The sequence below is a fragment of the Streptomyces sp. YIM 130001 genome (genome assembly GCF_003574445.1).
Lineage (GTDB): Bacteria > Actinomycetota > Actinomycetes > Streptomycetales > Streptomycetaceae > Streptomyces.
In genome coordinates this window covers 34,581-57,177 of the sequence record NZ_KZ984554.1, presented here as the reverse complement: position 1 = coordinate 57,177, position 22,597 = coordinate 34,581, and the positions used below count along the sequence as shown (strand labels likewise).

Sequence of the window (22,597 nt, the reverse complement as noted above, 5' to 3'; positions counted from 1 at the left end):
TCGCGACCCTATGGACGCGATAGGTGTGGCGTCCATCAAAATCTGCGGAGTTGAGCGACTTCTGAGGTGGTCGGGTCGGGCAGGCGGTCGGGGGCGGGCGGCGCGGAGGGTTGCACGGTGATCGCCAGCACGGTCGCGGCGATCGCGCCCGCCGCGGTCAGGGCGGCCGCCAGGCGCTGCCGCGCGAGGTGGGGCGGGAGCGGCGAGCGGTCGGTGGTTCTGCGGTGGCGGGACATCGCCGGTGCCTTTCGGGGGGGGGGACGGATCTCGGAGCTGGGCGGCGCGGACATCCCTGCGGCCGCTTGCGGGTGCGGCGCGGGGACTCGGGTGGCTCAGAAGGCGAAGTCCTCCGCGTGGATCCGGTCCTCGGCGACCCCGGCCCGGCCGAGCGCCGAGAGTGCCGCCTTGGTCATGCCGGGCGGGCCGCAGACGTACACGTCGTGCTCGGTCAGGCTCGGCACCAGGTCGCGCAGCGCGTGCGGAGCCAGTGGGTCGTACGGGCCGTCGGAGGGTCCGAGCAGGTAGTGCAGCCTGGCCCTGCGGGCGGCGGCTATGGATTCCAGTTCGCTGCGCAGTACGAGCTGGTCGGCGCTGTTGGCGCGGTACAGGAGGGTGAGTTCGCCGGGGCCGGCCGGAAGGGTCTCGAAGAGCGTGCGCATCGGGGTGATGCCGACGCCGCCGGCGATCAGCAGGACGTTGCGCCGGGTGCGGCGGCGGGCGGTGAGCGCGCCGAACGGGCCGGTGGCGAGCACGCGGGTGCCGGGACGGAGCCGCCGGATGCGACGGCTGTGGTTGCCGAGTGCCTTCACGGTGATCCGCAGAGTGTCGTCGCGTACCGGCGCGGAGAGCGAGAACGGCAGCGCCGTACGCCACAGCCCCGCCCGCAGGAACCGCCAGCGGAAGAACTGGCCGGGCTCGGCACACAGCGCGTCGAGCCCGGTCCCGCGCATCACCACGGACACCACTCCCCGCGCCTCGCCGCGCACCTCGACGACCGTCAGCCGGTGCCGCAGCGCCTGCCGTACGGGGACGACGAGCCGGTACCAGATCAGCAGGGCGGCGACGGTGGTGTGCAGCATCGTCCAGATCCAGACGACGACCGCGCTGCTCGCCACGTCCGGGCCGGCCAGTTGGTGGACGAAGCCGAGGGCCACCGCGAGGTACGTGAGCAGATGCAGCGACCGCCAGGTCTCGTGCGGCAGTCGGCGGCGCACCGCGCGAGCCGAGCTGACACCGACGACGAGGAGCAGCAGGGCGCCGGCCGTGGCGGCGGCGAGCGCCGGATAGCCGAGCAGTGCGCGGGTGGCGGCGATCACGTCGGTGTCGGTGTGCACCGCGTATCCGCAGAGGGCGAGCAGGGCGTGTGCCGCACACAGGGTGAGCACCCAGCGACCGCCGAGTCCGTGCCGGCGGGCGAGCCGGTCGGCGCCGATGCCGTGTTCGACGGCCGGGACCCGGGCCATCAGGAAGAGCATGACGAGGACCCCGTATCCGGCCAGGAGCCCGGTGAGGTGGGCGCCGCCGGCGAAGAGGGCGTCGAGCCGGGCCGAGGGCTGCAGTTGGGCTGCCCACAGCAGGGTCACCGCCGTGGCGCCGGCGAGGAGTGCGGCGCGCAGGACGCGCGGCGGGATACGCGGAGCGTCCCCGGCTCGGTCGGCAGCCGGGTGCCGTGCGGGCATTGCGGGGTGTTCGTCGATGGCGGCCTCGATGGTCACGCCGCCGAACATAAGCCGTCACGACGCCCGCGGATCACTGGTCCGGACCTCGCAGTGGATCTTTAAGGCGGCCTTGAGGATCGGCTCACCGGCGATTAAGCCACCGTGACACCCCAGTTGAACGGGAGCGTGTCCGCCCGGTGCCGGGGCCTCACATACGCCCTCTCCCGTCGCTGAGCGCAGCGTTCCGCACGGGAAACAGCTCGGATGCCGTCGGGTAACACCTGCGCCGCACGCTCGGAGCCATGAGTCGGAGGATCGTGGTGATCGGCGCCGGGACGGCGGGAGCGCGCCTGGCGCAGCAGCTCCGGGCGGCCGGCGGCGTCGACGTGGCACTGTTCGGCGAGGAGCGGCACGCGCCGTACAACCGTGTGCTGCTCGCGGAGGTACTGGCCGGGCGCTACGAGGCCGAGCTGGCCGCGCTGCCCTCCCCCGGACCGGTCCGGCGGGCCCGGGTGGCGCGTATCGACCGGTCCGCGCACGTCGTGCACGGCGGCGACGGTACGAAGACCGGCTACGACGCCCTCGTCCTGGCCACCGGCTCCAACCCGGTCCTGCCACCGCTGCGGGGCCTCGCGGGTGCGACGGCGGACGGGCCGAGGGACCGCTCACCGAGCCCCGGCCTGCCCACAGGGGTGCACGCCTTCCGCAGCATGGACGACTGCCTGGCGCTTTCGGCGGCTGTCCGGGAGGGCACGCGTGCGGTCGTCATCGGCGGCGGGCTGCTCGGCGTCTCGGCGGCGCGGGCGTTGGCCGAACGCGGCGCCCAGGTGGTCCTCGCCCAGCAGGGCGAGCGCCTGATGGAACGCCAACTGGACGCCCCGGCAAGCGAACTGGTCGCCTCGCACCTCGCACGCCTCGGCGTCGAGGTACACACCGAATGCCGGGTACGCGGACTGCGCACCACGGCCGCACCCCCCTCCGCGGCAGCGGCGCACGGCCGGTCGCCGCGGACTGCCGAACCCGACGGGCCGCACCACCGGGTGACCGGCGTGGAACTGGCCGACGGATTCGTCCTGGACGCCGAACTGGTCGTCCTGGCCTGCGGAGTCCGCCCTCGTACCGCACTGGCCGCCGCGGCCGGGCTCGAGGTGCGCCGCGGCATCGTCGTCGACGACGCACTGCGCACCAGCGACCCGGACATCCACGCGATCGGCGACTGCGCCGAACACGCGGGCCGCGTCTACGGACTCGCCACCCCCGCCGTCGAACAGGCCGACGCCCTGGCCCAGTCCCTCACCGGCCGCGGCCCGTGCCGCTACACCGGCACCCGCGCCCTGACCCGGCTCACCCTGACCGGCACCGGGCCGCCGCACCCCACCGGGGTCCTCGACGTGGCCGCCTTCGGTGAAGCCGAGGCGTCGCCGGGCGACGACGTCGTGCACCTCACCGATGCCACCCGCGGCACGTACCGCAAGGTCGTCGTCCGCGAGGACCGGCTGGTCGGCGGGGTACTGCTCGGCGAGCTCTCCGCCGTCGGCACCCTCGCCCGCGCCTGGGGCGCCGACGAACCGCTCACCGAGGCACCTCTGCTCCACCTGCTCACCAACGATGGAGGCTCCTGATGCCCGCACCGTCCACCGCGGCGACCCCCACGATCGTGCTCGTCGGCCACGGCATGGTCGGCCAGCGGTTCCTCGAGGAGCTCGCGGCGCGCAAGGTGACCGAGCGCACGCGGGTGGTCGTCCTGTGCGAGGAACCCCGCCCCGCCTACGACCGGGTCGCCCTCACCTCCTACTTCTCCGGTCGCACGCCCGACGAACTCTCGCTCACCGCAACGGACTTCATGGCCGAGCACGGCATCGAGCTGTATCTGGACGACCCGGCCGAGCACCTCGACCGCGCCGCCAGGACCGTCACCGCGCGCTCCGGACGCACCTTCCGCTACGACACGCTGGTGCTCGCGACGGGCTCGTATCCCTTCGTACCGCCCGTACCGGGCAAGGACGCGCGCGGCTGCTTCGTGTACCGCACCATCGAGGATCTCCTGGCGATCGAGGAGTACGCGAAGTCCGCGCACACCGGCCTGGTGGTCGGCGGCGGGCTGCTCGGCCTGGAGGCGGCCGGCGCGCTCGACGGGCTCGGACTCGCCACGCATGTCGTGGAGTTCGCGCCGCGCCTGATGCCGGTGCAGGTCGACGAGGGCGGCGGCAGAGCGCTGCTTCGGACGCTGTCCGGCAGGGGCCTGCGCGTACACACCGGCACCGGTACGCAGGAGGTACTGACCGGTGAGGACGGTTCGGTGAGTGGGGTGCGACTCTCGGACGGCGGTGAACTGGCCACGGATCTGGTGGTGTTCTCGGCCGGCGTGCGGCCGCGGGACGCGCTGGCCCGCGCGTGCGGGCTCGGCGTCGGCGAGCGCGGCGGCATCACCGTGGACACCGACTGCCGGACCGGCGACCCGGCCGTGTACGCGATCGGCGAGTGCGCGCAGGCGGCCGACGGCCGGGTGTACGGCCTGGTGGCGCCGGGCTACGAGATGGCGCGGACCGCGGCAGCCGCGATCGCCGACGGCACCGCTGACCAGGGGTTCACCGGCGCCGATCGCTCGACCATGCTCAAGCTGCTCGGCGTGGACGTGGCGTCCTTCGGCGACGCACACGGCACGGCGGCGGACTGCCTGGACGTGGTGTACGCCGACTCGCGCGCGGGCGTCTACAAGAAGCTCGTCGTCGACCCGGAGGGCACGCTCCTCGGCGGCATCCTCGTCGGAGACGCCGAGGCGTACGGCACGCTGCGCGCCCTGACCGGCAGCAAACCCCCGCTGGCGCCGGAGCAGTTGGTGCTGCCGGCCGGTGCGGGCGCACCCGCGGCCCTCGGACCCGCCGCACTGCCCGACGAGGCCGTGATCTGCTCCTGCCACAACGTCACCAAGGCCACCGTCCGCGGCGCGGTCACCGAACACCGCTGCGGGACGGTGCCGGAGGTCAAGAAGTGCACCAAGGCCGGGACGGGCTGCGGCAGTTGCGTCAAGATCCTCGGACAGCTGATGGATGCCGAACTGGAAGCGTCCGGCATCGAGGTCGACAAGGGCCTGTGCGGCTGCTTCGCCCACACCCGTCAGGAGCTGTACGAGATCGTGCGGGCTCTGCGCCTCACCTCGTACCAGGAACTCCTGGACACGCACGGGCGCGAGGAGGCGCGCGGCACGGACGGCTGCGAGACCTGCAAGCCGACCGTCGGCTCGATCATCGCCTCGCTCGCCCCGGTGATCGGCGCGAGCGGCTACGTCCTCGACGGCGAGCAGGCCGCACTGCAGGACACCAACGACCATTTCCTCGCCAACTTGCAGCGCAACGGCTCCTATTCGGTCGTCCCGCGCATCCCGGGAGGTGAGATCACCCCGGAGAACCTGATCGTGATCGGCGAGGTGGCCCGGGACTTCGGCCTGTACACCAAGATCACGGGTGGCCAGCGGATCGACCTGTTCGGCGCCCGGGTCGATCAACTCCCGCCCATCTGGGCCCGGTTGGTCGATGCCGGCTTCGAGTCGGGGCACGCGTACGGAAAGGCGCTGCGGACGGTCAAGTCCTGTGTGGGGCAGACCTGGTGCCGCTACGGCGTGCAGGACAGCGTGCGGATGGCGATCGATCTGGAGCTGCGCTACCGGGGCCTGAGGGCACCGCACAAGCTGAAGTCCGCGGTGTCGGGCTGCGCGCGGGAGTGCGCGGAGGCGCAGAGCAAGGACTTCGGGGTGATCGCCACGGCCCAGGGCTGGAACCTCTACGTCGGCGGCAACGGCGGCGCGACCCCGCGCCACGCCGACCTGCTCGCCCAGGACCTGTCCGACGCCGAACTGGTGCGGTTGATCGACCGGTTCCTGATGTTCTACATCCGCACCGCCGACCGCCTGGAGCGCACCGCGACCTGGCTGGACCGGCTGGAGGGCGGGCTCGACCATCTGCGGGACGTGGTGGTGCACGACTCGCTCGGCATCGGCCCCGAGCTCGAGTCCCTGATGGGCACGCATGTCGCGCACTACCGCGACGAATGGGCCGAGACGCTCGACGACCCCGACCGCCTCGCCCGCTTCGTGTCCTTCGTGAACGCGCCCGGCGCCCCCGACCCCACGGTCCGCTTCGTCCCCGAGCGCGACCAGATCAAGCCCGATCTGCCGCTGCTCACCCTCGGCCCGCCCCGCACGGCCGCCACCCTGGAAGGAACGGCCATCCGATGACCAGCCGCACAGCAACAGCATTTGGCACCAGGGCCGTCGCTTCGGTCCAACTCCGCCTGGAAGAAGGTTGGTTCACTCTCTGCCCGGCGGAGCGGTTGCTCCCGGGACGCGGAGTGGCCGCGCTGCTCCCGGACGGCCGCCAGGTCGCCCTCTTCCGCGACCGTACGGGCCGGCTCTACGCGGTCGACAACCGCGACCCGTTCTCGGGCGCCGCGGTCCTCTCCCGCGGCCTGCTCGGCCACGCCTCCGGCCGTCCGTTCGTCGCCTCTCCACTGCTCAAACAGCGCTTCGACCTCGAATCGGGCCACTGCCTGGACGACGACACGGTCATCCTGACCAGCTACGACGTACGCGTCCGCTGAAGGCGGATCGTGGCCCCACGCCGATCCGAACGACAAGCCCTACGCTGGACGCGACAAGATCGGCGATCCGGACGGGAGGTCCGCCATGACGGCCTGGACAGTGCGGGACATGCCCGACCAGAGCGGGCGTACGGCCGTGGTGACGGGGGCGAACAGCGGGATCGGGTTCGTCACCGCGCAGGAGCTGGCGAGGGCCGGAGCCAGGGTCGTGCTCGGCTGCCGGAGCGAGACGCGCGGCGAGGAGGCGGTCGGGCGCATCCGGGCCGAAGTCCCGCACGCGGACGTGGAGTTCAGGCGCCTCGACCTCGGAGATCTGGTCTCCGTACGGGAGTTCACACAGGAGCTGCCGGGCGACGGGCTCGATCTGCTGGTCAACAACGCAGGTGTGATGGCACTGCCGTACTCCACCACCGAGGACGGCTTCGAGCGGCAGTTCGGCGTCAACCACCTGGGGCACTTCGCACTGACCGGACGGCTCCTACCGCGCCTCCTCGCGACACCCGGGGCCCGCGTCGTCACGGTGTCCAGCGGTCTGCACGTGCTCTCCAACATCGACATCAGGGACCTCAACAGCGAGGGCGGATACCGGCGTTGGGTCGCGTACGGCAGATCCAAGACCGCCAACCTGCTCTTCGTGCACGAGCTGGCCCGCCGCCTGGACGCCGTCGGCTCCGACGTGGTCGCCGCCGCGGTCCACCCCGGCTACGCGGAGACGAACCTGCAGACCGCCGGGGTGCGGATGGAGGGTCGCCACACCGTCGAGCGCCTCGTGCACTTCGGCAACGGGATCGTGGCCCAGCCGGCCGAGTCCGGCGCCCTGCCCACCCTCTACGCGGCCACCGCACCCGGCGTAGGCCCCGACTCCTTCACCGGTCCACGGCTGCTCGGCTGGCGCGGCGCACCCGCCCCGTCCTGGCGCGCCAAGTGGACGCTGAACGACAGGGCCGGAGAACTGCTCTGGGCGGAGAGCGAACGCCTCACGCAGGTCACGTACGAGGGCCTCGAGGTCTGACGTACGGCCCAGGCACCGCCCGGCACCGGCAGCGGGCGTGAAGTACCGGGAGATACCGGGGCCGTCGAAGGATCGGCTTGGTCGGGGACCCTTCGACGGCCCCGGAGCTGTGGGGCCCGGCCGGCACGGAGACCGGCAGGTCTTCAGGAGAGGGCGCCCCCGCACATGGGCGCCCTCTCCTGCGGTGAACCGGGACCGACACCGATCGGTGAGGGTCGGGGACCGGCGTGGTCCCGGTGTCCAGGAGGGCCTGCGGCCCGGCGGTCAGCGGTTGTCGCTGCCCTTGGCCTCGGCGGCGGCACGGCCCGCCTCGAGCCGCGCCACCGGGATCCGGAACGGCGAGCAGGAGACGTAGTCGAGGCCGACCTCGTGGAAGAAGTGCACCGACTCGGGGTCGCCGCCGTGCTCGCCGCAGACGCCGAGCTTGAGGTCGGGCCGGGTGGCCCGACCGTCGCGCACCGCGTTGCGTACCAGGGAGCCGACGCCGTCCTTGTCGATGGTCTCGAACGGGGAGACCCCGAAGATGCCCTTCTCCAGGTACGCGGTGAAGAAGCTCGCCTCGACGTCGTCGCGCGAGAAGCCCCACACGGTCTGGGTGAGGTCGTTCGTACCGAAGGAGAAGAACTCGGCGGCCTCGGCGATCTGACCGGCGGTGAGCGCGGCACGGGGCAGTTCGATCATGGTGCCGAGCGCCAGCTTCAGCTTGACGCCGGTGGAGGCCTCGACCTCGGCGATGACCTGCTCGGCCTCGTCGCGGACGATCTCCAGCTCCTGCACGGTGCCGACCAGCGGGATCATGATCTCGGCGCGCGGGTCGCCCTTGGCGTTCTTGCGGGCGGCCGCGGCCTCCGCGATGGCCCGTACCTGCATGGTGAACAGGCCGGGGATGACCAGGCCGAGACGGACACCGCGCAGGCCGAGCATCGGGTTCTGCTCGTGCAGCCGGTGGACGGCCTGCAGGAGGCGCAGGTCGTTCTCGTTGGAGTCCTTGCGGGACTCGGCGAGCGCGACGCGGACCGAGAGTTCGGTGATGTCGGGCAGGAACTCGTGGAGCGGCGGGTCGAGCAGCCGGACCGTGACGGGCAGCCCGTCCATGGCCTCGAAGAGCTCCACGAAGTCCTTCTTCTGCAGCGGCAGCAGCTGACTGAGCGCGGACTCCCGCTCCTCGTCGGTGTCGGCGAGGATCAACTTCTCGACCATCTCGCGGCGTTCGCCGAGGAACATGTGCTCGGTGCGGCACAGGCCGATGCCCTGGGCGCCGAAGCGGCGGGCGCGCAGCGCGTCCTCGGCGTTGTCGGCGTTGGCCCGCACCCGCAGGCGGCGCATCCGGTCCGCGTAGGCCATGATCCGGTGCACCGCGCCGACCAGTTCGTCGGCGTCGTCGGCGCCGGCGTGCATCCGGCCTTCGAAGTACTCGACGACCGGCGACGGTACGACCGGTACCTCGCCGAGGTACACCTTGCCGGTGGAGCCGTCGATGGAGACGACGTCACCCTCCTCGACGACCCTGCCGCCGACCGTCATCCGCCGGCGCTTGGTGTCGACCTCGAGGTCCTCGGCGCCGCAGACGCAGGTCTTGCCCATGCCGCGGGCGACCACGGCGGCGTGCGAGGTCTTGCCGCCGCGCGAGGTCAGGATGCCCTCGGCGGCGATCATGCCGTCCAGGTCGTCGGGGTTGGTCTCGCGGCGGATCAGGATGACCTTCTCGCCGGAACGGGACCACTTGACGGCGGTGTACGAGTCGAAGACGGCCTTGCCGACCGCGGCACCCGGCGATGCGGCGATACCGCGGCCGAGTCGCTCGGGACCCTTCCCGTCGCCGGCCCCCGTGTCCTCGAAGCGCGGGAACATCAGCTGCGCCAACTGCGCCCCGTTGACCCGCTGCAGGGCCTCGGCCTCGCCGATCAGCCCCTGGTCGACGAGCTGGGTGGCGATCCGGAAGGCGGCGCCCGCGGTGCGCTTGCCGACCCGGGTCTGCAGCATCCACAGCTGGCCGCGCTCGATGGTGAACTCGATGTCGCACAGGTCCTTGTAGTGCGTCTCGAGGGTCTCCATGATCTGCATCAGCTGGTCGTACGACTTCTTGTCGATCGACTCGAGCTCGGCGAGCGGCACGGTGTTGCGGATACCGGCGACGACGTCCTCGCCCTGCGCGTTCTGCAGGTAGTCGCCGTAGACGCCCTGGTGGCCGGAGGCGGGGTCGCGGGTGAAGGCGACGCCGGTGCCGGAGTCGGGGCCGAGATTGCCGAAGACCATGGAGCAGATGTTGACCGCGGTGCCGAGGTCGCCGGGGATGCGCTCCTGGCGGCGGTAGAGCTTGGCGCGGTCGGTGTTCCAGGACTCGAAGACCGCGCGCACGGCGAGGTCCATCTGCTCGCGGGGGTCCTGCGGGAAGTCGCGCCCGGCCTCGGTCTTGACGATCTTCTTGAAGCGGGTGACCAGCTTCTTCAGGTCGGCGCCGTCCAGGTCCGTGTCGACAGCGACCTTCTTGGCGGCCTTCGCCTTCTCCAGGGCGTCCTCGAAGAGTTCGCCGTCGACACCGAGGACGGTCTTGCCGAACATCTGGATGAGGCGGCGGTACGAGTCCCAGGCGAAGCGCTCGTCGCCGGACTGCTTGGTGAGGCCCTGTACGGACTTGTCGGAGAGCCCGATGTTGAGGACGGTGTCCATCATGCCCGGCATGGAGAACTTGGCGCCGGAGCGTACCGAGACGAGCAGCGGGTCGTCGGCCTGGCCGAGCTTCTTGCCCATGGCCTGCTCGAGGGCGTCGAGGTGCGCGGTGACCTCGTCACGCAGTGCCGCGGGCTCCTCACCGCCGGCCAGGTACTCCTTGCAGGCCTCGGTGGTGATGGTGAAGCCCGGAGGGACGGGCAGGCCGAGGTTGGTCATCTCGGCGAGGTTGGCGCCCTTGCCACCGAGCAGGTCCTTGAGGTCCCGATTGCCCTCGGTGAAGTCGTAGACGTACTTCTGATCTTTGTTTTCCGACACGGGTCTCGACTCCTCGAGGACTCAGTGGCTGCCCTGACGGCGAGGAACATACCCAGATCGAAGGCGTCGCGGTATGCACGCCAACCCGTCGTACGGCCGTAACCACCCGTCCGCCAGCAGATCGAAAGTGACGGCGGGACACCCGGAGAGCGGCCCATGGATTCACATCCCGAACGATCTTTGACCAAATCCCGATGACTGGCGCTCGCATGAGCGGGGCTCAGTACACCTGAGTTCAACAGGTGAACACAAAAGAGGTGGCACTGAGTGCCTCACTTGGAGAAGTGCAACCGCTTAGGAATCGCTCATCTGAGCATCACCCCTATCAAGGGTGGCGAGGATCACGCCGTTTCCGGCGGCCGCATTCCAGGATCCGGACGCCTACGCGGACACCTGCCGGACCGGACCAGGACACCGGTGAGACACCCGTCGACCGGCGCGAACCCTGGTACGGAAGCGGTCAGCCGCCCGAAGTGTCCAGCTCCGCACCGGAATCGACCGCCGACGCGTCGTACGGATCGTCCAGCCAGCCCGCCGGCAGGACCACCCGGTCCCGGCCCGAGGTCCGCCCACGCGGGCCGTCGGCGCTCTGCGGCCACGGCTGGTCCAGATCCAGCTCGCTCAACTGAGCGTCGAGCTCCGCCAGGGACGAGGTGACGGCCAGACTGCGGCGCATCTCGGAGCCGACCGCGAAGCCCTTCAGGTACCAGGCGACGTGCTTGCGGAAGTCGATCACGCCGCGGGCCTCGTCACCGATCCACTCGCCGAGCAACTGCGCGTGCCGCACCATCACGGCCGCGACCTCGCGCAGGGTGGGCGTGGCCGTCGCGGCGCCGCCCTCCTCGAAGACGCCGACCAGATCGCCGAAGAGCCAGGGCCTGCCGAGGCAGCCACGCCCCACGACGACCCCGTCGCAGCCGGTCTCGCGCATCATGCGGACGGCGTCCCCGGCCGACCAGATGTCGCCGTTGCCGAGCACCGGGATCTCGGTGACGTGCTCCCTGAGGCGGGCGATCGCGTCCCAGTCGGCGGTACCGCTGTAGTGCTGGGCGGCGGTCCTGCCGTGCAGGGCGATCGCGGTGACGCCCTCCTCGACGGCGATGCGTCCGGCGTCGAGGTAGGTCATGTGGTCGTCGTCGATGCCCTTGCGCATCTTCATGGTGACGGGCAGATCGCCGGCTCCGGTGACGGCCTCGCGCAGGATCGCCCGCAGCAGCGGCCGCTTGTACGGGAGCGCGGAGCCGCCGCCCTTGCGGGTCACCTTCGGCACCGGGCAGCCGAAGTTGAGGTCGATGTGGTCGGCCAGGTCCTCCTCCGCGATCATGCGGACGGCCTTGCCGACGGTCACCGGGTCCACTCCGTACAGCTGGATCGAGCGCGGGGTCTCGCTCGCGTCGAAGTGGATCAGCTGCATGGTCTTCTCATTGCGCTCGACCAGCGCCCGCGTGGTGATCATCTCGCTGACGAACAGCCCCTTGCCGCCGCTGAATTCGCGGCAGAGGGTGCGGAACGGTGCGTTCGTGATGCCGGCCATCGGAGCGAGTACGACCGGGGGCTGCACGGTGTGGGGGCCGATGGCGAGCGAGGCGGGGGCGAGCGAGGTCATTGCTCCATTGTCCCGCACGTATCCGGGACAGCGGCCCCGGCCGATTCCAGCCCCTCCGGCGATGGAGACGAAACCACCTGCCGGACGGGCTGGAGGTGCCGGACCGGCGCGATGTGCGCCGGTCCGGCGGACGGAAGGTGACTCAGTGGCCACGTCCCCTCGCGGTGGAGCGGGTCAGGAGCCCGAGGACCCGGATCCGACGGGGCCGGCCGCCCCGTCCGTGGGCTCGGGCTCGGCGGGCGCAGCGTCCGGCGTCTCGGACTCGGCGCCCTCGGCGCCCCCCGTGTCCTCGACACGGGACCGCATCTTGCGCAGCAGTTCCTGTTTCTGGTCCAGGGCCGCTCGGCGGTCATCGGTGCGGGACTGCCCGGGGCCGTACTGGTCCGCGCGCGACAGCTTCTTGCGCTGTCCGCCGACTCCGAGCAGGTTGTTTCGGCTCTTGGCCATGACTGATCTCCCCTACGGGACGAGAAGGGTTCCGGAATGCCTCGGAGAGCGGCCGGTCGATGCGGCCGCGGACTCTCACTCGTAGATCTGGAAGAGGTTCATGGCCCGGACGCTATAGGAGCGCGCCCGGCCGAGCATCCGAATTTCCGATGCCCCCGGCGCCCCAGCCGGTCAACCCGCCGGATCGACCGTCGCCTGATGCTCCTCGGCCAGATGCTCCTCGGCCTTCAGCCACGGCAGGAACTGCGCGGACCGGCTCCAGCCGCAGGTCTCGCACGACAGGGCCCGCTGCATCCCCGACTTGCGGACCTGCACGACGTGTTCGCGTCCGTGCTGGTCCCAGCGGCTGACCTTGCTGCTCGTCATCGACGGCATCGCGTGCCTCCTAGGGGTGCCGGGGCTGTCGAAGCACCCCTGGCCCTCCGGCTGCGGCGTCCCGGCGCTCCTTCGCCGTGACGCACGGTGTGTGGTGCGGGTCGCGCGCCCAGTGTGCAGCAAATTCAACATCAACAGGGCTATCGCCAGGGACAGTTCGGCCGCGGACGAGGCTCAGGCCCCCTCCGTCACCAGCGCGTGGAGCTTCTCGACACCCGCCCGCGACTCGTCGTCCACAGGTACGTACGTGACCAGCCGGGGGCCCGCGGAAGGGCCGAGCCAGAGGCTGGTGTGGCTCAGGTGCAACGGGCCGACCAGGGCGTTCACGAAGTGCTTCGACCTGGCGCCGGTCGCGGCCACCACCTCGTGCCGGTCCCAGAGTTCACGGAATTCCGGGGAGGCCTTCTCCAGACGTCCGACCAACGTCTTCCAGGCGGGTTCGGCGAGGTGGCCCGCCATGGCCGCACGGAACTTGCCCGCCATCTGCCGGACCGTCTCCTCCCGCTGGGCGAGCGAGGACCGCCACTCCTCGTTGGTGAAGGCCAGCCACAGGCAGTTGCGGTCCTCGGGAGGTACGGCGTCGAGATCGCAGAGCAGCCGGGCGTAGGTGCGGTTGTACGCGAGGATGTCGTAGCGGCTGTTCTGCATACAGGCCGGGATCGGCTCCAACTCCTCGAGGAGAAGGCGCAGTTCGGCACTCACCGTGGGGCATTCGGTGCCGGGTGCGGGGTCGGCGACACCGGCGAGCGCGAAGAGGTGGTCCCGCTCCCCCGGGTCGAGCAGCAGGGTGCGGGCCACCGCGTCCAGGACCTGCGGGGAGACCTGGATGGGCCGGGCCTGTTCGAGCCAGGTGTACCAGGTGACGCCGACGGCGGAGAGCTGGGCGACCTCCTCGCGGCGCAGGCCCGGGGTGCGACGACGGCGGCCGCGCGGCAGTCCGACCTGCTCCGGAGTGATCCGCTCCCGGCGGCTGCGCAGGAACCCGGCGAGTTCCGTGCGGCGTGCATCGTCACCGCGTACCGCGGGCTCGTACGTCATCGTCATGCTCCCAGGCTGCCGCAGGGACCGGCCGCTTGCCAGGTTCCCCTTGTACCAGGATAAGAAGACTCTGGTACCAGGCTGAGTGGCGGGGCATCGTCGACTGCGTGAGTGAATCCACTGTCCGTATCCCTTCCCCTCCCGCCGCAGCCGCCGAGGACGCCGCGATCCGGCACGCCCCGGTCCTCGGCGGCCTCGGCCTCGTCACCGTCCTGCTCGGTGCGGCCCTCCCGCTGATCGACTTCTTCATCGTCAACGTGGCCCTGCCCACGATGGAGCACGATCTCGCCGCGGGCCCGGCGATGCTCGAGCTCATCGTGGCCGGCTACGGCGTCGCGTACGCCGTGCTGCTCGTCCTGGGCGGGCGGCTCGGCGACATGTTCGGGCGCCGCCGCCTCTTCCTGGCCGGCCTCACGGCCTTCGGCGTGACCTCGCTGGCCTGCGGGCTCGCACCGGACGCCGGGACCCTGGTCGGGGCCCGGGTCGCACAGGGCGCCGCGGCGGCGCTGATGCTGCCGCAGGTGCTCGCCACCATCCAGGCGACGACCACCGGTTCGCGGCGGGCCCGTGCGATGGGCCTGTACGGGGCGACCGCGGGCCTGTCCATGGTCGCCGGGCAGATCCTGGGCGGCGTGCTCGTCGCCGCGGACATCGCGGGCACGGGCTGGCGCGCGGTCTTCCTGGTGAACGTTCCGGTCGTGCTGATCGGCCTGCTCCTGGCGGTGCGTACGGTGCCGGAGAGCCGTTCGGAACGTCCCGCGCCCGTGGACGTACCGGGCACGCTGCTGCTCGCCGTGTCCATGGTGACGCTGCTCGTGCCGCTCACCGAGGGGCGGGCGGCCGGCTGGCCGTTGTGGACGTGGCTGGGACTCGGCGCGTTCCCGTTCGCCGCGCTCGGCTTCTTCCTGGTGGAGCGGCGGGCGGACCGTGCGGGGCGCACCCCGCTGGTGCCGCCGAGCCTGCTCGCGCTGCTCTCGCTGCGGCGGGGTCTGGCCCTGGTGGTGCCGTTCTCGGTGTCGTTCGGCGGCTTCATGTTCGTGATCGCGGTGGCGCTGCAGCAGGGCCTGGGGATGGGTCCGGTGTCGGCGGGGCTCACGCTGGTGCCGATGGCGGTCACCTTCTTCGGCGCCTCGCTGTCAGGGCCGCGCCTGATCGCCCGGTACGGGACCCGGGTGGTGACCGCGGGCGGCGTCCTGCAGGGGCTCGGCGTCGTCCTGATCGTCGCGGCCGTGTGGCGGAGCTGGCCGGACCTCGGCAGCGCGGGTCTGGCGCCGGGTGCGGCGTTCGCCGGCCTCGGTCAGGGGCTCCAACTGCCGGTCCTGATGCGGCTCGTGCTGTCCGACGTGCCCGCGGACCGGGCGGGGGTGGGCAGCGGCGTCATGATCACCGCGCAGCAGGCGGCGCTGGCCGTCGGCGTCGCGACGCTCGGCAGCCTCTTCCTGTCGCTCACGCCGGGGCTCGGCATGCGGGACGCGCTTCTCCTCACGCTCGCCGCGCAGTTGGCCCTGATCGCCCTGACCGCGACGCTCAGCCTGCGGCTACCACGGACGATGAGCTGACGAGGCCCGTCCGGCGATCGAGCACCCGGGGGGGCCGGGGCAGCGCCCCAGAAGCCACCCACCGGCCGGCGGCCCGGCCGACGGATGTCCTCGATCGCCGAACGGGGCTGGGCAACAAAGCGGGGGCCCGAGGGACGAGCCCTCGAACCCCCCAACGGCCGGTTGCTAGCAGCCGACGAGGCGCGCGGCCAGGTAGCCCTCGATCTGGTCGAGCGACACCCGCTCCTGCTTCATCGTGTCCCGCTCGCGAACCGTGACCGCGTTGTCGTCGAGCGTGTCGAAGTCGACGGTGACGCAGAACGGCGTACCGATCTCGTCCTGGCGCCGGTAGCGGCGTCCGATCGCACCCGCGTCGTCGAACTCGATGTTCCAGTTCTGCCGCAGCGCGGTCGCCAGGCCCTTGGCCTTCGGCGACAGCTGCGGGTTGCGCGACAGCGGCAGGACCGCGACCTTGACCGGCGCGAGGCGGTGGTCGAGGCGCATCACGGTGCGCTTCTCGAGTACACCCTTGGCGTTCGGCGCCTCGTCCTCGGTGTACGCGTCGAGCAGGAAGGCGAGCATCGCGCGGCCGACCCCCGCCGCCGGCTCGATGACGTACGGAGTCCAGCGCTCGCCGGCCTCCTGGTCGAAGAACGACAGGTCCTGGCCGGAGGCCTTGGCGTGCGCGGAGAGGTCGAAGTCCGTGCGGTTGGCGACGCCCTCGAGCTCACCCCACTCGGAACCGCCGAAGCGGAAGCGGTACTCGATGTCGGCGGTGCGCTTGGAGTAGTGGGAGAGCTTCTCCTTCGGGTGCTCGAACCACCGCATGTTCTCCTCGCGCAGGCCCAGGCCGGTGTACCAGTTCCAGCGCTGCTCCATCCAGTACTCCTGCCAGGCCTCGTCCTCACCCGGCTTGACGAAGAACTCCATCTCCATCTGCTCGAACTCACGGGTGCGGAAGATGAAGTTGCCCGGCGTGATCTCGTTCCGGAACGACTTGCCCGTCTGGGCGATGCCGAACGGCGGCTTCTTGCGCGAAGTCTGCTGGACCTGGGCGAAGTTGGTGAAGATGCCCTGCGCGGTCTCGGGGCGCAGGTAGGCGACCGAGCTGGAGTCCTGCGTCGGGCCGAGGCGCGTGGAGAGCAGGCCCGAGAACTCCTTGGGCTCGGTGAACTGGCCCTTGTTGCCGCAGTTGGGGCAGTTGACCTCGGCGAGCGACTCCGGGACCCGGCCGTGCTTGGCCTCGAAGGCCTCCTCCAGGTGGTCGGCCCGGAAGCGCTTGTGGCAGGAGGTGCACTCGGTGAGCGGGTCGGTGAAGGTGGCGACGTGCCCCGAGGCCTCCCAGACCTCGGTCGCCAGGATCACCGAAGAGTCGATACCGACGACGTCCTCACGCGAGGTGACCATGTAGCGCCACCACTGGCGCTTGAGGTTCTCCTTGAGCTCGACGCCCAGCGGTCCGTAGTCCCAGGCGGCGCGCTGGCCGCCGTAGATCTCACTGCTGGGGTATACGAAGCCACGGCGCTTGCTCAGGCTGACGATGGTGTCGATCTTGTCGGCGGCCACGGTGCTCTCTTCATTACGGCGGACGATGTTGAAGTGCGGCGCCCGGCGTCTCCGTGAGGAGCGGGGGACGGACGTCGGGTGGGCGAAGCCTTCAGGTTACCGGCGGCGCCACCCCCGGGATCAAATCGGTCCCGATAAGCAGCCGATCAGCTCTTGTTGACAACCGTTTCCAAAATAGTTGAAAATGACTGTCATGAACGTACGACGCCTCATACCCACCGCCGCTGTCGCCGGAATCAGCGCACTCGGCCTGCTCACCGTCTCCGCATGCTCGGGCGCCGGCGCCGCCGACGGCAAGAGCGGCGACAAGCTGGACGTAGTGGCGTCGTTCTATCCGATGCAGTACCTCGCCGAGCAGATCGGCGGGAAGCACGTGAACGTCGAGAGCCTCACCAAGCCCGGCGTGGAGCCGCACGATCTGGAGATCTCCCCGCAGCAGACCGGCCGGCTCGGCGAGTCCGACGTCGTCCTGTACCTGAAGGGGCTGCAGCCCGCCGTCGACGAGGCCGTCGGGCAGTCGGGCGCGAAGGACCCGGTCGACGCGGCAGAACTCACCTCGCTGGAGAAGCACGGCGCCGGCGACGGGCACGACCACGGCGAAGAGGGACACGAGGACGAGGGCCACGGCCACGAGGACGAGGGCGCCCACGAGGGCGAGGAGCACGACCACGACCACGGCGACGAGAACGCCGCCGACCCGCACGTGTGGCTCGACCCCGTGAAGTACGGCGAGATCGCCGAGGGCGTCGGCAAGGCGCTCGCCAAGGCCGACCCTGACAACTCCGCCTACTACGAGAAGAACGCGGAGAAGCTGACGGACCGCCTCACCGCCCTGGACAAGGAGTTCAAGGACGGTCTGAAGGACACCCGGACCAAGACCTTCATCACCACGCACACCGCATTCAGCTACCTCGCCGAGCGCTACGGCCTCGAGCAGGTCGGCATCGCCGGCGTCGACCCGGAGTCCGAGCCGAGCCCCGCCCGGATGAAAGAACTCCAGAAGATCGCCCGCGAGGACAAGGTCTCCACGATCTTCTTCGAGACCCTCGCCAGCGACCGGACGGCGAAGACGCTGGCCTCCGACACCGGTCTGAAGACCGATGTGCTCGATCCCCTGGAGGGGATCAACGACGACTCGCGCGGCGACGACTACTTCGGCGTGATGCGCGCGAACCTCGCCTCGCTCGAGAAATCCCTGGGCGCCAAGTGAGCAACCCTCCGGGCTCGCGCCCGACCGCGAAAGGTGGACCGATGTCCGCAGCGAACCAGCCGGAGCCCGTGCTCGCCCTTTCCGCGGCGCGCGCCACGCTCGGCTCGCGCCCGGTGCTGCGCGGCATCGACCTGACGGTCGGCCGGGGCGAGGTCGTGGCGCTGCTCGGAGCCAACGGTTCGGGCAAGTCCACCGCGGTACGTGCCGCGGTCGGCCAAGTACCGCTGACGGACGGGGCGGTGGAGCTGTTCGGCACCCCGCTGCGGCGCTACCGCGACTGGGCCCGCGTCGGGTACGTACCGCAGCGCACCACGGCCGCCTCAGGCGTCCCGGCGACGGTGCGCGAGGTGGTCTCGGCGGGGCGTCTGTCCCGCACCCGGCTGCGGCTGCCCGGCAAGGCGGACCGGCACGCGGTGGACCGCGCACTCGAGCTCGTGGGCATGGCGGACCGGGCGGGCGACTCGGTGAACGCGCTGTCCGGCGGACAGCACCAGCGCGTCCTGATCGCGCGCGCCCTGGCCGGCGAACCCGAGCTCCTGATCATGGACGAGCCGATGGCGGGAGTGGACCTGGCCAGCCAGGAGGTACTCGCCGGCACCCTGCGCGAGCAGGTCGCGGCCGGCACCACCGTGCTGCTCGTCCTGCACGAACTCGGCCCTCTGGAACCGCTGATCGACCGTGCGGTCGTACTGCGCGACGGCTGCGTCGTACACGACGGGCCGCCGCCCGAGGCGGTCGGCCAGCACGCCCTTCCCGGCCACGATCACGTACACCCGCACACGGCGCAGGACGCCGAACCGATCCGGACTGGACTGCTCACCTGATGGAGATCCTCGACTACGCCTTCATGCAGCGGGCCCTGATCGCCGCGCTCCTGGTCGGCGTCACGGCTCCGGCGATCGGGACGTATCTGGTGCAGCGCCGGCAGGCGATCATGGGTGACGGGATCGGCCATGTGGCGATGACCGGTGTCGCACTCGGCTTCCTGCTGAACGCGAGCCCGGTGTGGATGGCCACACTCGTCGCCGTGATCGGTTCGGTCGGCATGGAGTTGATCCGTTCCCGCGGCAGGACCAGCGGCGACATCGCGCTCGCCATGCTCTTCTACGGCGGCATGGCCGGCGGCGTGATGATCATCAACCTCGCCCCGAACGGCTCGACGGCCAATCTGACCAGCTATCTCTTCGGTTCGATCACCACGGTCGCGCCCGAGGACGTCACGGCGATCGTCGTGCTCGCGGCCTTCGTGATCGCGATCACGGTGGGTCTCAGGCGGCAGTTGTTCGCGGTCTGCCAGGACGAGGAGTTCGCGCGGGTCACCGGGCTTCCGGTCCGGCTGCTCAATCTGCTGATCGCCGTCACGGCCGCGGTGACGGTGACCGTGGCGATGCGCATCGTCGGGCTGCTGCTCGTCAGCGCGATGATGGTGATCCCGGTGGCGGCCGCCCAGCGCGTGACCCGCGGCTTCGTGGCCACGCTCGGTCTCGCCATGGCGATCGGGGTGGCCGTCTCGGTGGCCGGCACGGTCACCACGTACTACGTGGACGCCCCGTCCGGCGCCGCGATCGTCCTGCTCTCCATCGGTGTGTTCCTGGTCCTCGCGGCCGTCGCCGCGCCGCTGGCCCGGCGGCGTGCACGGACCACGACGGCGGCGTCCGGGCCCGGTCCTGACGACTGCCCGCTGCCCGCGTCCGGCAGCGCCACGGACGACGTACGGGTCTGAGGCCCTGGGCCCGCCCCGGCCCCCGGGGCCGTCGGGCCCGGAGCAGGGACGCACACTGGTTGCATCCGGTCCGCTCCGCCCGGTGAACTGAGGTATGCCTAACAAGCAGTCTCGGATCGCCGGACGACCTGGCACAATGACCGGTCAGCATCAGGTGAGGAGGCGACGACGGTGACAACCGCAGGACCACCGGTACGCGGACGCTCGACTCGGCAGCGGGCCGCGGTGGCGGCGGCGCTCGACGAGGTGGACGAGTTCCGCAGCGCGCAGGACCTGCACGACATGCTCAAACACCGCGGCGACTCGGTCGGTCTGACGACCGTCTACCGCACGCTGCAGTCGCTCGCGGACGCGGGCGAGGTCGATGTGCTGCGCACCCACGACGGCGAGTCCGTCTACCGGCGCTGCTCGACCGGCGAGCACCACCATCACCTCGTGTGCCGCGTGTGCGGGAAGGCCGTCGAGGTCGAGGGACCGGCGGTGGAGAAGTGGGCGGAGGCGATCGCCGTGGAGCACGGCTATGTCAACGTGGCCCACACGGTGGAGATCTTCGGCACGTGCGCGGAGTGTGCGTCCGCGGGGTCCAGGTCCGCGGGGGGCCCTTCGACCCCCAGCCCGTCCGGCTGACGCCTGGTCGCGGGGACAGTTCTCTTCGATGCGCCCGGCGGGCGCCTGGTGGCCCGGGGCAGCTCTCCTCAGCACGTCCGGCGCTCGGGCGGACATCAGCGACCGGCGTCGGACGGGCCGATTGCGCTCGCCGCGAGAAGACGCCCTCAAGCGCCGGACGTGCTGGTTCTGACCGGCGAGCTGGATTCGGCCGGTCGCGTCCGCTCCGCAGGCTCCCTCAAGCGCCGGACGGGCTCGACGGGTCGGCGGGGCCGGATGACGTCACCCCGTCGGTGATCGCGCCGCCGAACCGCCGGTCCCGCGATGCGTACTCGACGCAAGCCCGCCACAGATCGCGGCGGTCGAAGTCCGGCCACAGGACGTCCTGGAAGACCATCTCGGCGTAACTGCTCTGCCAGATCAGGTAGTTGGACGTGCGCTGCTCGCCGCTCGGCCGCAGGAAGAGGTCCACGTCCGGCATGTCCGGGTAGTAGAGGTACTTCTGGATCGTCTTCTCGCCGACCTTGCCGGGATCGAGCCGGCCCGCGGCCACGTCCTCGGCCATCCGCCGTGCCGCGTCGGCGAGTTCCGCGCGGCCGCCGTAGTTGACGCAGAAGTACAGCGTCATCGCGTCGTTCTTCGTGGTCTGCTCCTGGGCGACCTGGAGCTCCTGGACGACCGACTTCCACAGCTTCGGCATCCGGCCGACCCAGCGGATCCGGATGCCGAGTTCGTCCATCTCGTCGCGGCGGCGGCGGATGACGTCGCGGTTGAAGTTCATCAGGAAGCGGACCTCTTCGGGCGAGCGCTTCCAGTTCTCGGTGGAGAAGGCGTACAGGGAGAGGTTCTTGACGCCCATCTCCAGGCAGCCCTTGAGCACGTCCATGACGACGCCCTCGCCGACCTTGTGCCCCTCGGTGCGCGGCAGCCCGCGGTCCTTGGCCCAGCGTCCGTTGCCGTCCATGACGACGGCCACGTGGTTCGGCACGAACTCCGAGGGGAGCTGTGGCGGCCGTGCGCCGGAGGGGTGCGGGTCGGGCGTCCGGTAGTCGCGACGCCCGCGTCCCAGAATCCCGCGTACTGCCATGTGCTCTCTCGCTCCCTGGTACTCGGCTGTTCGTTGCTGCTTGTCCGTCCGGGCCGGACGGTGGATCACGGGGCGGACTGCTCCGACGCCCCGGCCCGCTCGGGCCGTTCGGCCTTCTCCACGTAGCGCAGCGAGCGCAGTCCGCGCTCCAGGTGCCAGTGCAGATAGGCCGACACCAGGCCGCTGCCTTCGCGGACATGCCGCGCCTCGCACGCGTCGGCCGTCTCCCAGTCCCCGGTGAGCAGCGCACCGAGCAGGGCGACGGCCTCCGCAGAGGGTACGACGCTTCCCGGTACGCGGCACTCCGTGCAGATCACTCCGCCCGCGGCGACGGAGAAGAAGCGGTTGGGGCCCGGCATGCCGCATCTGGCGCAGCTGCCGAAGCTCGGCGCATAGCCGTTGACGGCGAGGGAGCGCAGCAGGAAGGCGTCGAGGACGAGGTGTGGGGCGTGCTCGCCGCGGGAGAGTGTGCGCAGGCCGCCGACGAGGAGCAGATACTGCTGGACGGCCGGCTCGCCCTCGTGGTCGGTGAACCGCTCGGCGGTCTCCAGCATGGCCGTACCCGCGGTGTAGCGGGCGTAGTCGGCGACGATGCCGCCACCGTACGGAGCGATGGTCTCACTCTGCGTGCACAACGGCAGTCCGCGGCCGATCAGTTCACTTCCACGTGCGAAGAACTGCACATCGACATGGCTGAACGGCTCCAGCCGCGCACCGAACTTCGACTTGGTACGGCGCACTCCACGGGCGACGGCACGCACCCGGCCATGGCTGCGCGTCAGCAGCGTGATGATGCGGTCGGCCTCACCCAGCTTCTGCGTCCGCAGCACGATGCCGTCGTCCCGGAACAGACTCATGCGCCCATTGTCGCGCGCCACGGTCCCGGCCCGGCGCCCAGGTCCGAAACTGCCGTCACCCGAGCCCGGCCACTGGTCTGCGAACTTCGGCGACACCCGAAACACCTGGTCGGCGGGACCGGTGCACGCGATGGTGGACGGGCCGGGTGTCCGGCCCTCTTCAGGCGGGGGCCGGGCATCCGTTGTCACTCGGGGGGCGCGAACGCCGTCCGGGGGTTGGTCGCCCTCGGACGGCGTTCGCGTTGTGGGAGCCGGGGATACGCGGGCGGGGGCGAGCGGGCGCGTGAAGG

The 22,597-nt window shown here is 71.0% G+C and carries 19 protein-coding genes; 9 read left to right on the top strand and 10 right to left on the bottom strand.

All coding sequences use genetic code 11. The annotated features are described in order from the left end of the window. Nucleotides 1-35 precede the first annotated feature (35 nt). Together DSC45_RS13960 and DSC45_RS13955 are read right to left on the bottom strand one after the other, a co-directional pair. Nucleotides 36-236 carry a hypothetical protein gene (locus DSC45_RS13960; RefSeq protein ID WP_119290701.1) on the bottom strand — a complete coding sequence of 67 codons (201 nt, stop codon included), beginning with the start codon at nucleotides 234-236 and terminating at the stop codon, nucleotides 36-38. A gap of 96 nt (nucleotides 237-332) precedes the next feature. After that, complete coding sequence (locus DSC45_RS13955) at nucleotides 333-1,715, bottom strand: ferredoxin reductase family protein (RefSeq protein ID WP_240434632.1); 1,383 nt, start codon at nucleotides 1,713-1,715, stop codon at nucleotides 333-335. Nucleotides 1,716-1,960: 245 nt separating this feature from the next. Here DSC45_RS13955 and DSC45_RS13950 point away from each other — a divergent pair, with 245 nt between their 5' ends. The 4 genes from DSC45_RS13950 (at nucleotide 1,961) to DSC45_RS13935 (ending at nucleotide 7,266) form a co-directional block, all read left to right on the top strand. Beyond that, entirely contained in the window at nucleotides 1,961-3,280 is a 1,320-nt protein-coding gene (locus DSC45_RS13950; protein ID WP_119290699.1) for an NAD(P)/FAD-dependent oxidoreductase, read from the top strand. After that, nucleotides 3,280-5,892: a nitrite reductase large subunit NirB gene (gene nirB / locus DSC45_RS13945; RefSeq protein WP_119290697.1), complete on the top strand. Its 2,613-nt coding sequence runs from the start codon at nucleotides 3,280-3,282 to the stop codon at nucleotides 5,890-5,892. Before DSC45_RS13950 ends, nirB begins: the two co-directional genes overlap by 1 nt. After that, the gene (nirD, locus tag DSC45_RS13940) at nucleotides 5,889-6,254 is read left to right on the top strand and encodes a nitrite reductase small subunit NirD (RefSeq protein WP_119290696.1); all 366 of its coding nucleotides are present in this window, start codon (nucleotides 5,889-5,891) and stop codon (nucleotides 6,252-6,254) included. The genes nirB and nirD overlap by 4 nt, the downstream gene beginning before the upstream one ends. Nucleotides 6,255-6,339: 85 nt before the next feature. Further along, on the top strand, nucleotides 6,340-7,266 hold the full coding sequence (locus DSC45_RS13935) for an oxidoreductase (protein WP_119290694.1): 927 nt from the start codon (nucleotides 6,340-6,342) through the stop codon (nucleotides 7,264-7,266). Nucleotides 7,267-7,530: 264 nt separating this feature from the next. On the opposite strand, the gene ppdK is transcribed toward DSC45_RS13935, so the two are convergent. The 5 genes from ppdK to DSC45_RS13910 form a co-directional block, all read right to left on the bottom strand. Then, the gene (ppdK, locus tag DSC45_RS13930; protein WP_119290692.1) at nucleotides 7,531-10,254 is read right to left on the bottom strand and encodes a pyruvate, phosphate dikinase; all 2,724 of its coding nucleotides are present in this window, start codon (nucleotides 10,252-10,254) and stop codon (nucleotides 7,531-7,533) included. Nucleotides 10,255-10,714: 460 nt separating this feature from the next. Next, nucleotides 10,715-11,860 carry a tRNA dihydrouridine synthase DusB gene (dusB, locus tag DSC45_RS13925; RefSeq protein ID WP_119290691.1) on the bottom strand — a complete coding sequence of 382 codons (1,146 nt, stop codon included), beginning with the start codon at nucleotides 11,858-11,860 and terminating at the stop codon, nucleotides 10,715-10,717. A gap of 174 nt (nucleotides 11,861-12,034) precedes the next feature. Next, entirely contained in the window at nucleotides 12,035-12,307 is a 273-nt protein-coding gene (locus DSC45_RS13920; RefSeq protein WP_119290689.1) for a DUF6243 family protein, read from the bottom strand. A 171-nt stretch (nucleotides 12,308-12,478) separates the two neighbouring features. Then, nucleotides 12,479-12,682, bottom strand: a complete 204-nt coding sequence (locus tag DSC45_RS13915; RefSeq protein WP_119290687.1) for a hypothetical protein — start codon at nucleotides 12,680-12,682, stop codon at nucleotides 12,479-12,481. Between the two features lie 174 nt (nucleotides 12,683-12,856). Further along, entirely contained in the window at nucleotides 12,857-13,726 is an 870-nt protein-coding gene (locus tag DSC45_RS13910) for a helix-turn-helix transcriptional regulator (RefSeq protein ID WP_119290685.1), read from the bottom strand. 161 nt (nucleotides 13,727-13,887) lie between these two features. Between DSC45_RS13910 and DSC45_RS13905 the strand changes: the two genes are divergently transcribed. After that, nucleotides 13,888-15,279, top strand: coding sequence for an MFS transporter (locus DSC45_RS13905; protein WP_240434648.1), 1,392 nt, complete (start codon nucleotides 13,888-13,890; stop codon nucleotides 15,277-15,279). A gap of 165 nt (nucleotides 15,280-15,444) precedes the next feature. Here DSC45_RS13905 and DSC45_RS13900 read toward each other — a convergent pair whose 3' ends face one another. Then, a complete protein-coding gene (locus tag DSC45_RS13900; RefSeq protein WP_119290682.1) occupies nucleotides 15,445-16,824 on the bottom strand; it encodes a glycine--tRNA ligase in 1,380 nt (459 codons plus the stop codon). 193 nt (nucleotides 16,825-17,017) lie between these two features. On the opposite strand from DSC45_RS13900, the gene DSC45_RS13895 reads away from it, so the two are divergent. From DSC45_RS13895 to DSC45_RS13880, 4 genes are all read left to right on the top strand, one after another. Further along, nucleotides 17,018-18,034 (top strand): metal ABC transporter substrate-binding protein, encoded by a 1,017-nt coding sequence (locus DSC45_RS13895; protein ID WP_119290680.1) that lies wholly within the window; start codon nucleotides 17,018-17,020, stop codon nucleotides 18,032-18,034. Nucleotides 18,035-18,075: 41 nt separating this feature from the next. Further along, nucleotides 18,076-18,858, top strand: a complete 783-nt coding sequence (locus DSC45_RS13890; protein WP_119290678.1) for a metal ABC transporter ATP-binding protein — start codon at nucleotides 18,076-18,078, stop codon at nucleotides 18,856-18,858. Further along, on the top strand, nucleotides 18,858-19,757 hold the full coding sequence (locus tag DSC45_RS13885; protein WP_119290676.1) for a metal ABC transporter permease: 900 nt from the start codon (nucleotides 18,858-18,860) through the stop codon (nucleotides 19,755-19,757). Before DSC45_RS13890 ends, DSC45_RS13885 begins: the two co-directional genes overlap by 1 nt. 171 nt (nucleotides 19,758-19,928) lie before the next feature. Further along, nucleotides 19,929-20,384, top strand: coding sequence for a Fur family transcriptional regulator (locus DSC45_RS13880; RefSeq protein ID WP_119290675.1), 456 nt, complete (start codon nucleotides 19,929-19,931; stop codon nucleotides 20,382-20,384). 217 nt (nucleotides 20,385-20,601) lie between these two features. Here the strand turns inward: DSC45_RS13880 and DSC45_RS13875 are convergent, their stop codons facing one another. Together DSC45_RS13875 and recO are read right to left on the bottom strand one after the other, a co-directional pair. Then, nucleotides 20,602-21,450, bottom strand: coding sequence for an isoprenyl transferase (locus DSC45_RS13875; protein ID WP_119290673.1), 849 nt, complete (start codon nucleotides 21,448-21,450; stop codon nucleotides 20,602-20,604). A gap of 65 nt (nucleotides 21,451-21,515) precedes the next feature. Then, a complete protein-coding gene (gene recO / locus DSC45_RS13870; protein ID WP_119290671.1) occupies nucleotides 21,516-22,307 on the bottom strand; it encodes a DNA repair protein RecO in 792 nt (263 codons plus the stop codon). Nucleotides 22,308-22,597 lie beyond the last annotated feature (290 nt).

Coding starts and splice junctions, on each gene's coding strand:
- DSC45_RS13960 (WP_119290701.1), bottom strand. CDS start 236: ATGTCCCGCCACCGCAGAACCACCGACCGCTCGCCGCTCCCGCCCCAC.
- DSC45_RS13950 (WP_119290699.1), top strand. CDS start 1,961: ATGAGTCGGAGGATCGTGGTGATCGGCGCCGGGACGGCGGGAGCGCGC.
- nirB (WP_119290697.1), top strand. CDS start 3,280: ATGCCCGCACCGTCCACCGCGGCGACCCCCACGATCGTGCTCGTCGGC.
- nirD (WP_119290696.1), top strand. CDS start 5,889: ATGACCAGCCGCACAGCAACAGCATTTGGCACCAGGGCCGTCGCTTCG.
- DSC45_RS13935 (WP_119290694.1), top strand. CDS start 6,340: ATGACGGCCTGGACAGTGCGGGACATGCCCGACCAGAGCGGGCGTACG.
- dusB (WP_119290691.1), bottom strand. CDS start 11,860: ATGACCTCGCTCGCCCCCGCCTCGCTCGCCATCGGCCCCCACACCGTG.
- DSC45_RS13920 (WP_119290689.1), bottom strand. CDS start 12,307: ATGGCCAAGAGCCGAAACAACCTGCTCGGAGTCGGCGGACAGCGCAAG.
- DSC45_RS13915 (WP_119290687.1), bottom strand. CDS start 12,682: ATGCCGTCGATGACGAGCAGCAAGGTCAGCCGCTGGGACCAGCACGGA.
- DSC45_RS13910 (WP_119290685.1), bottom strand. CDS start 13,726: ATGACGATGACGTACGAGCCCGCGGTACGCGGTGACGATGCACGCCGC.
- DSC45_RS13895 (WP_119290680.1), top strand. CDS start 17,018: ATGAACGTACGACGCCTCATACCCACCGCCGCTGTCGCCGGAATCAGC.
- DSC45_RS13890 (WP_119290678.1), top strand. CDS start 18,076: ATGTCCGCAGCGAACCAGCCGGAGCCCGTGCTCGCCCTTTCCGCGGCG.
- DSC45_RS13885 (WP_119290676.1), top strand. CDS start 18,858: ATGGAGATCCTCGACTACGCCTTCATGCAGCGGGCCCTGATCGCCGCG.
- DSC45_RS13875 (WP_119290673.1), bottom strand. CDS start 21,450: ATGGCAGTACGCGGGATTCTGGGACGCGGGCGTCGCGACTACCGGACG.
- recO (WP_119290671.1), bottom strand. CDS start 22,307: ATGAGTCTGTTCCGGGACGACGGCATCGTGCTGCGGACGCAGAAGCTG.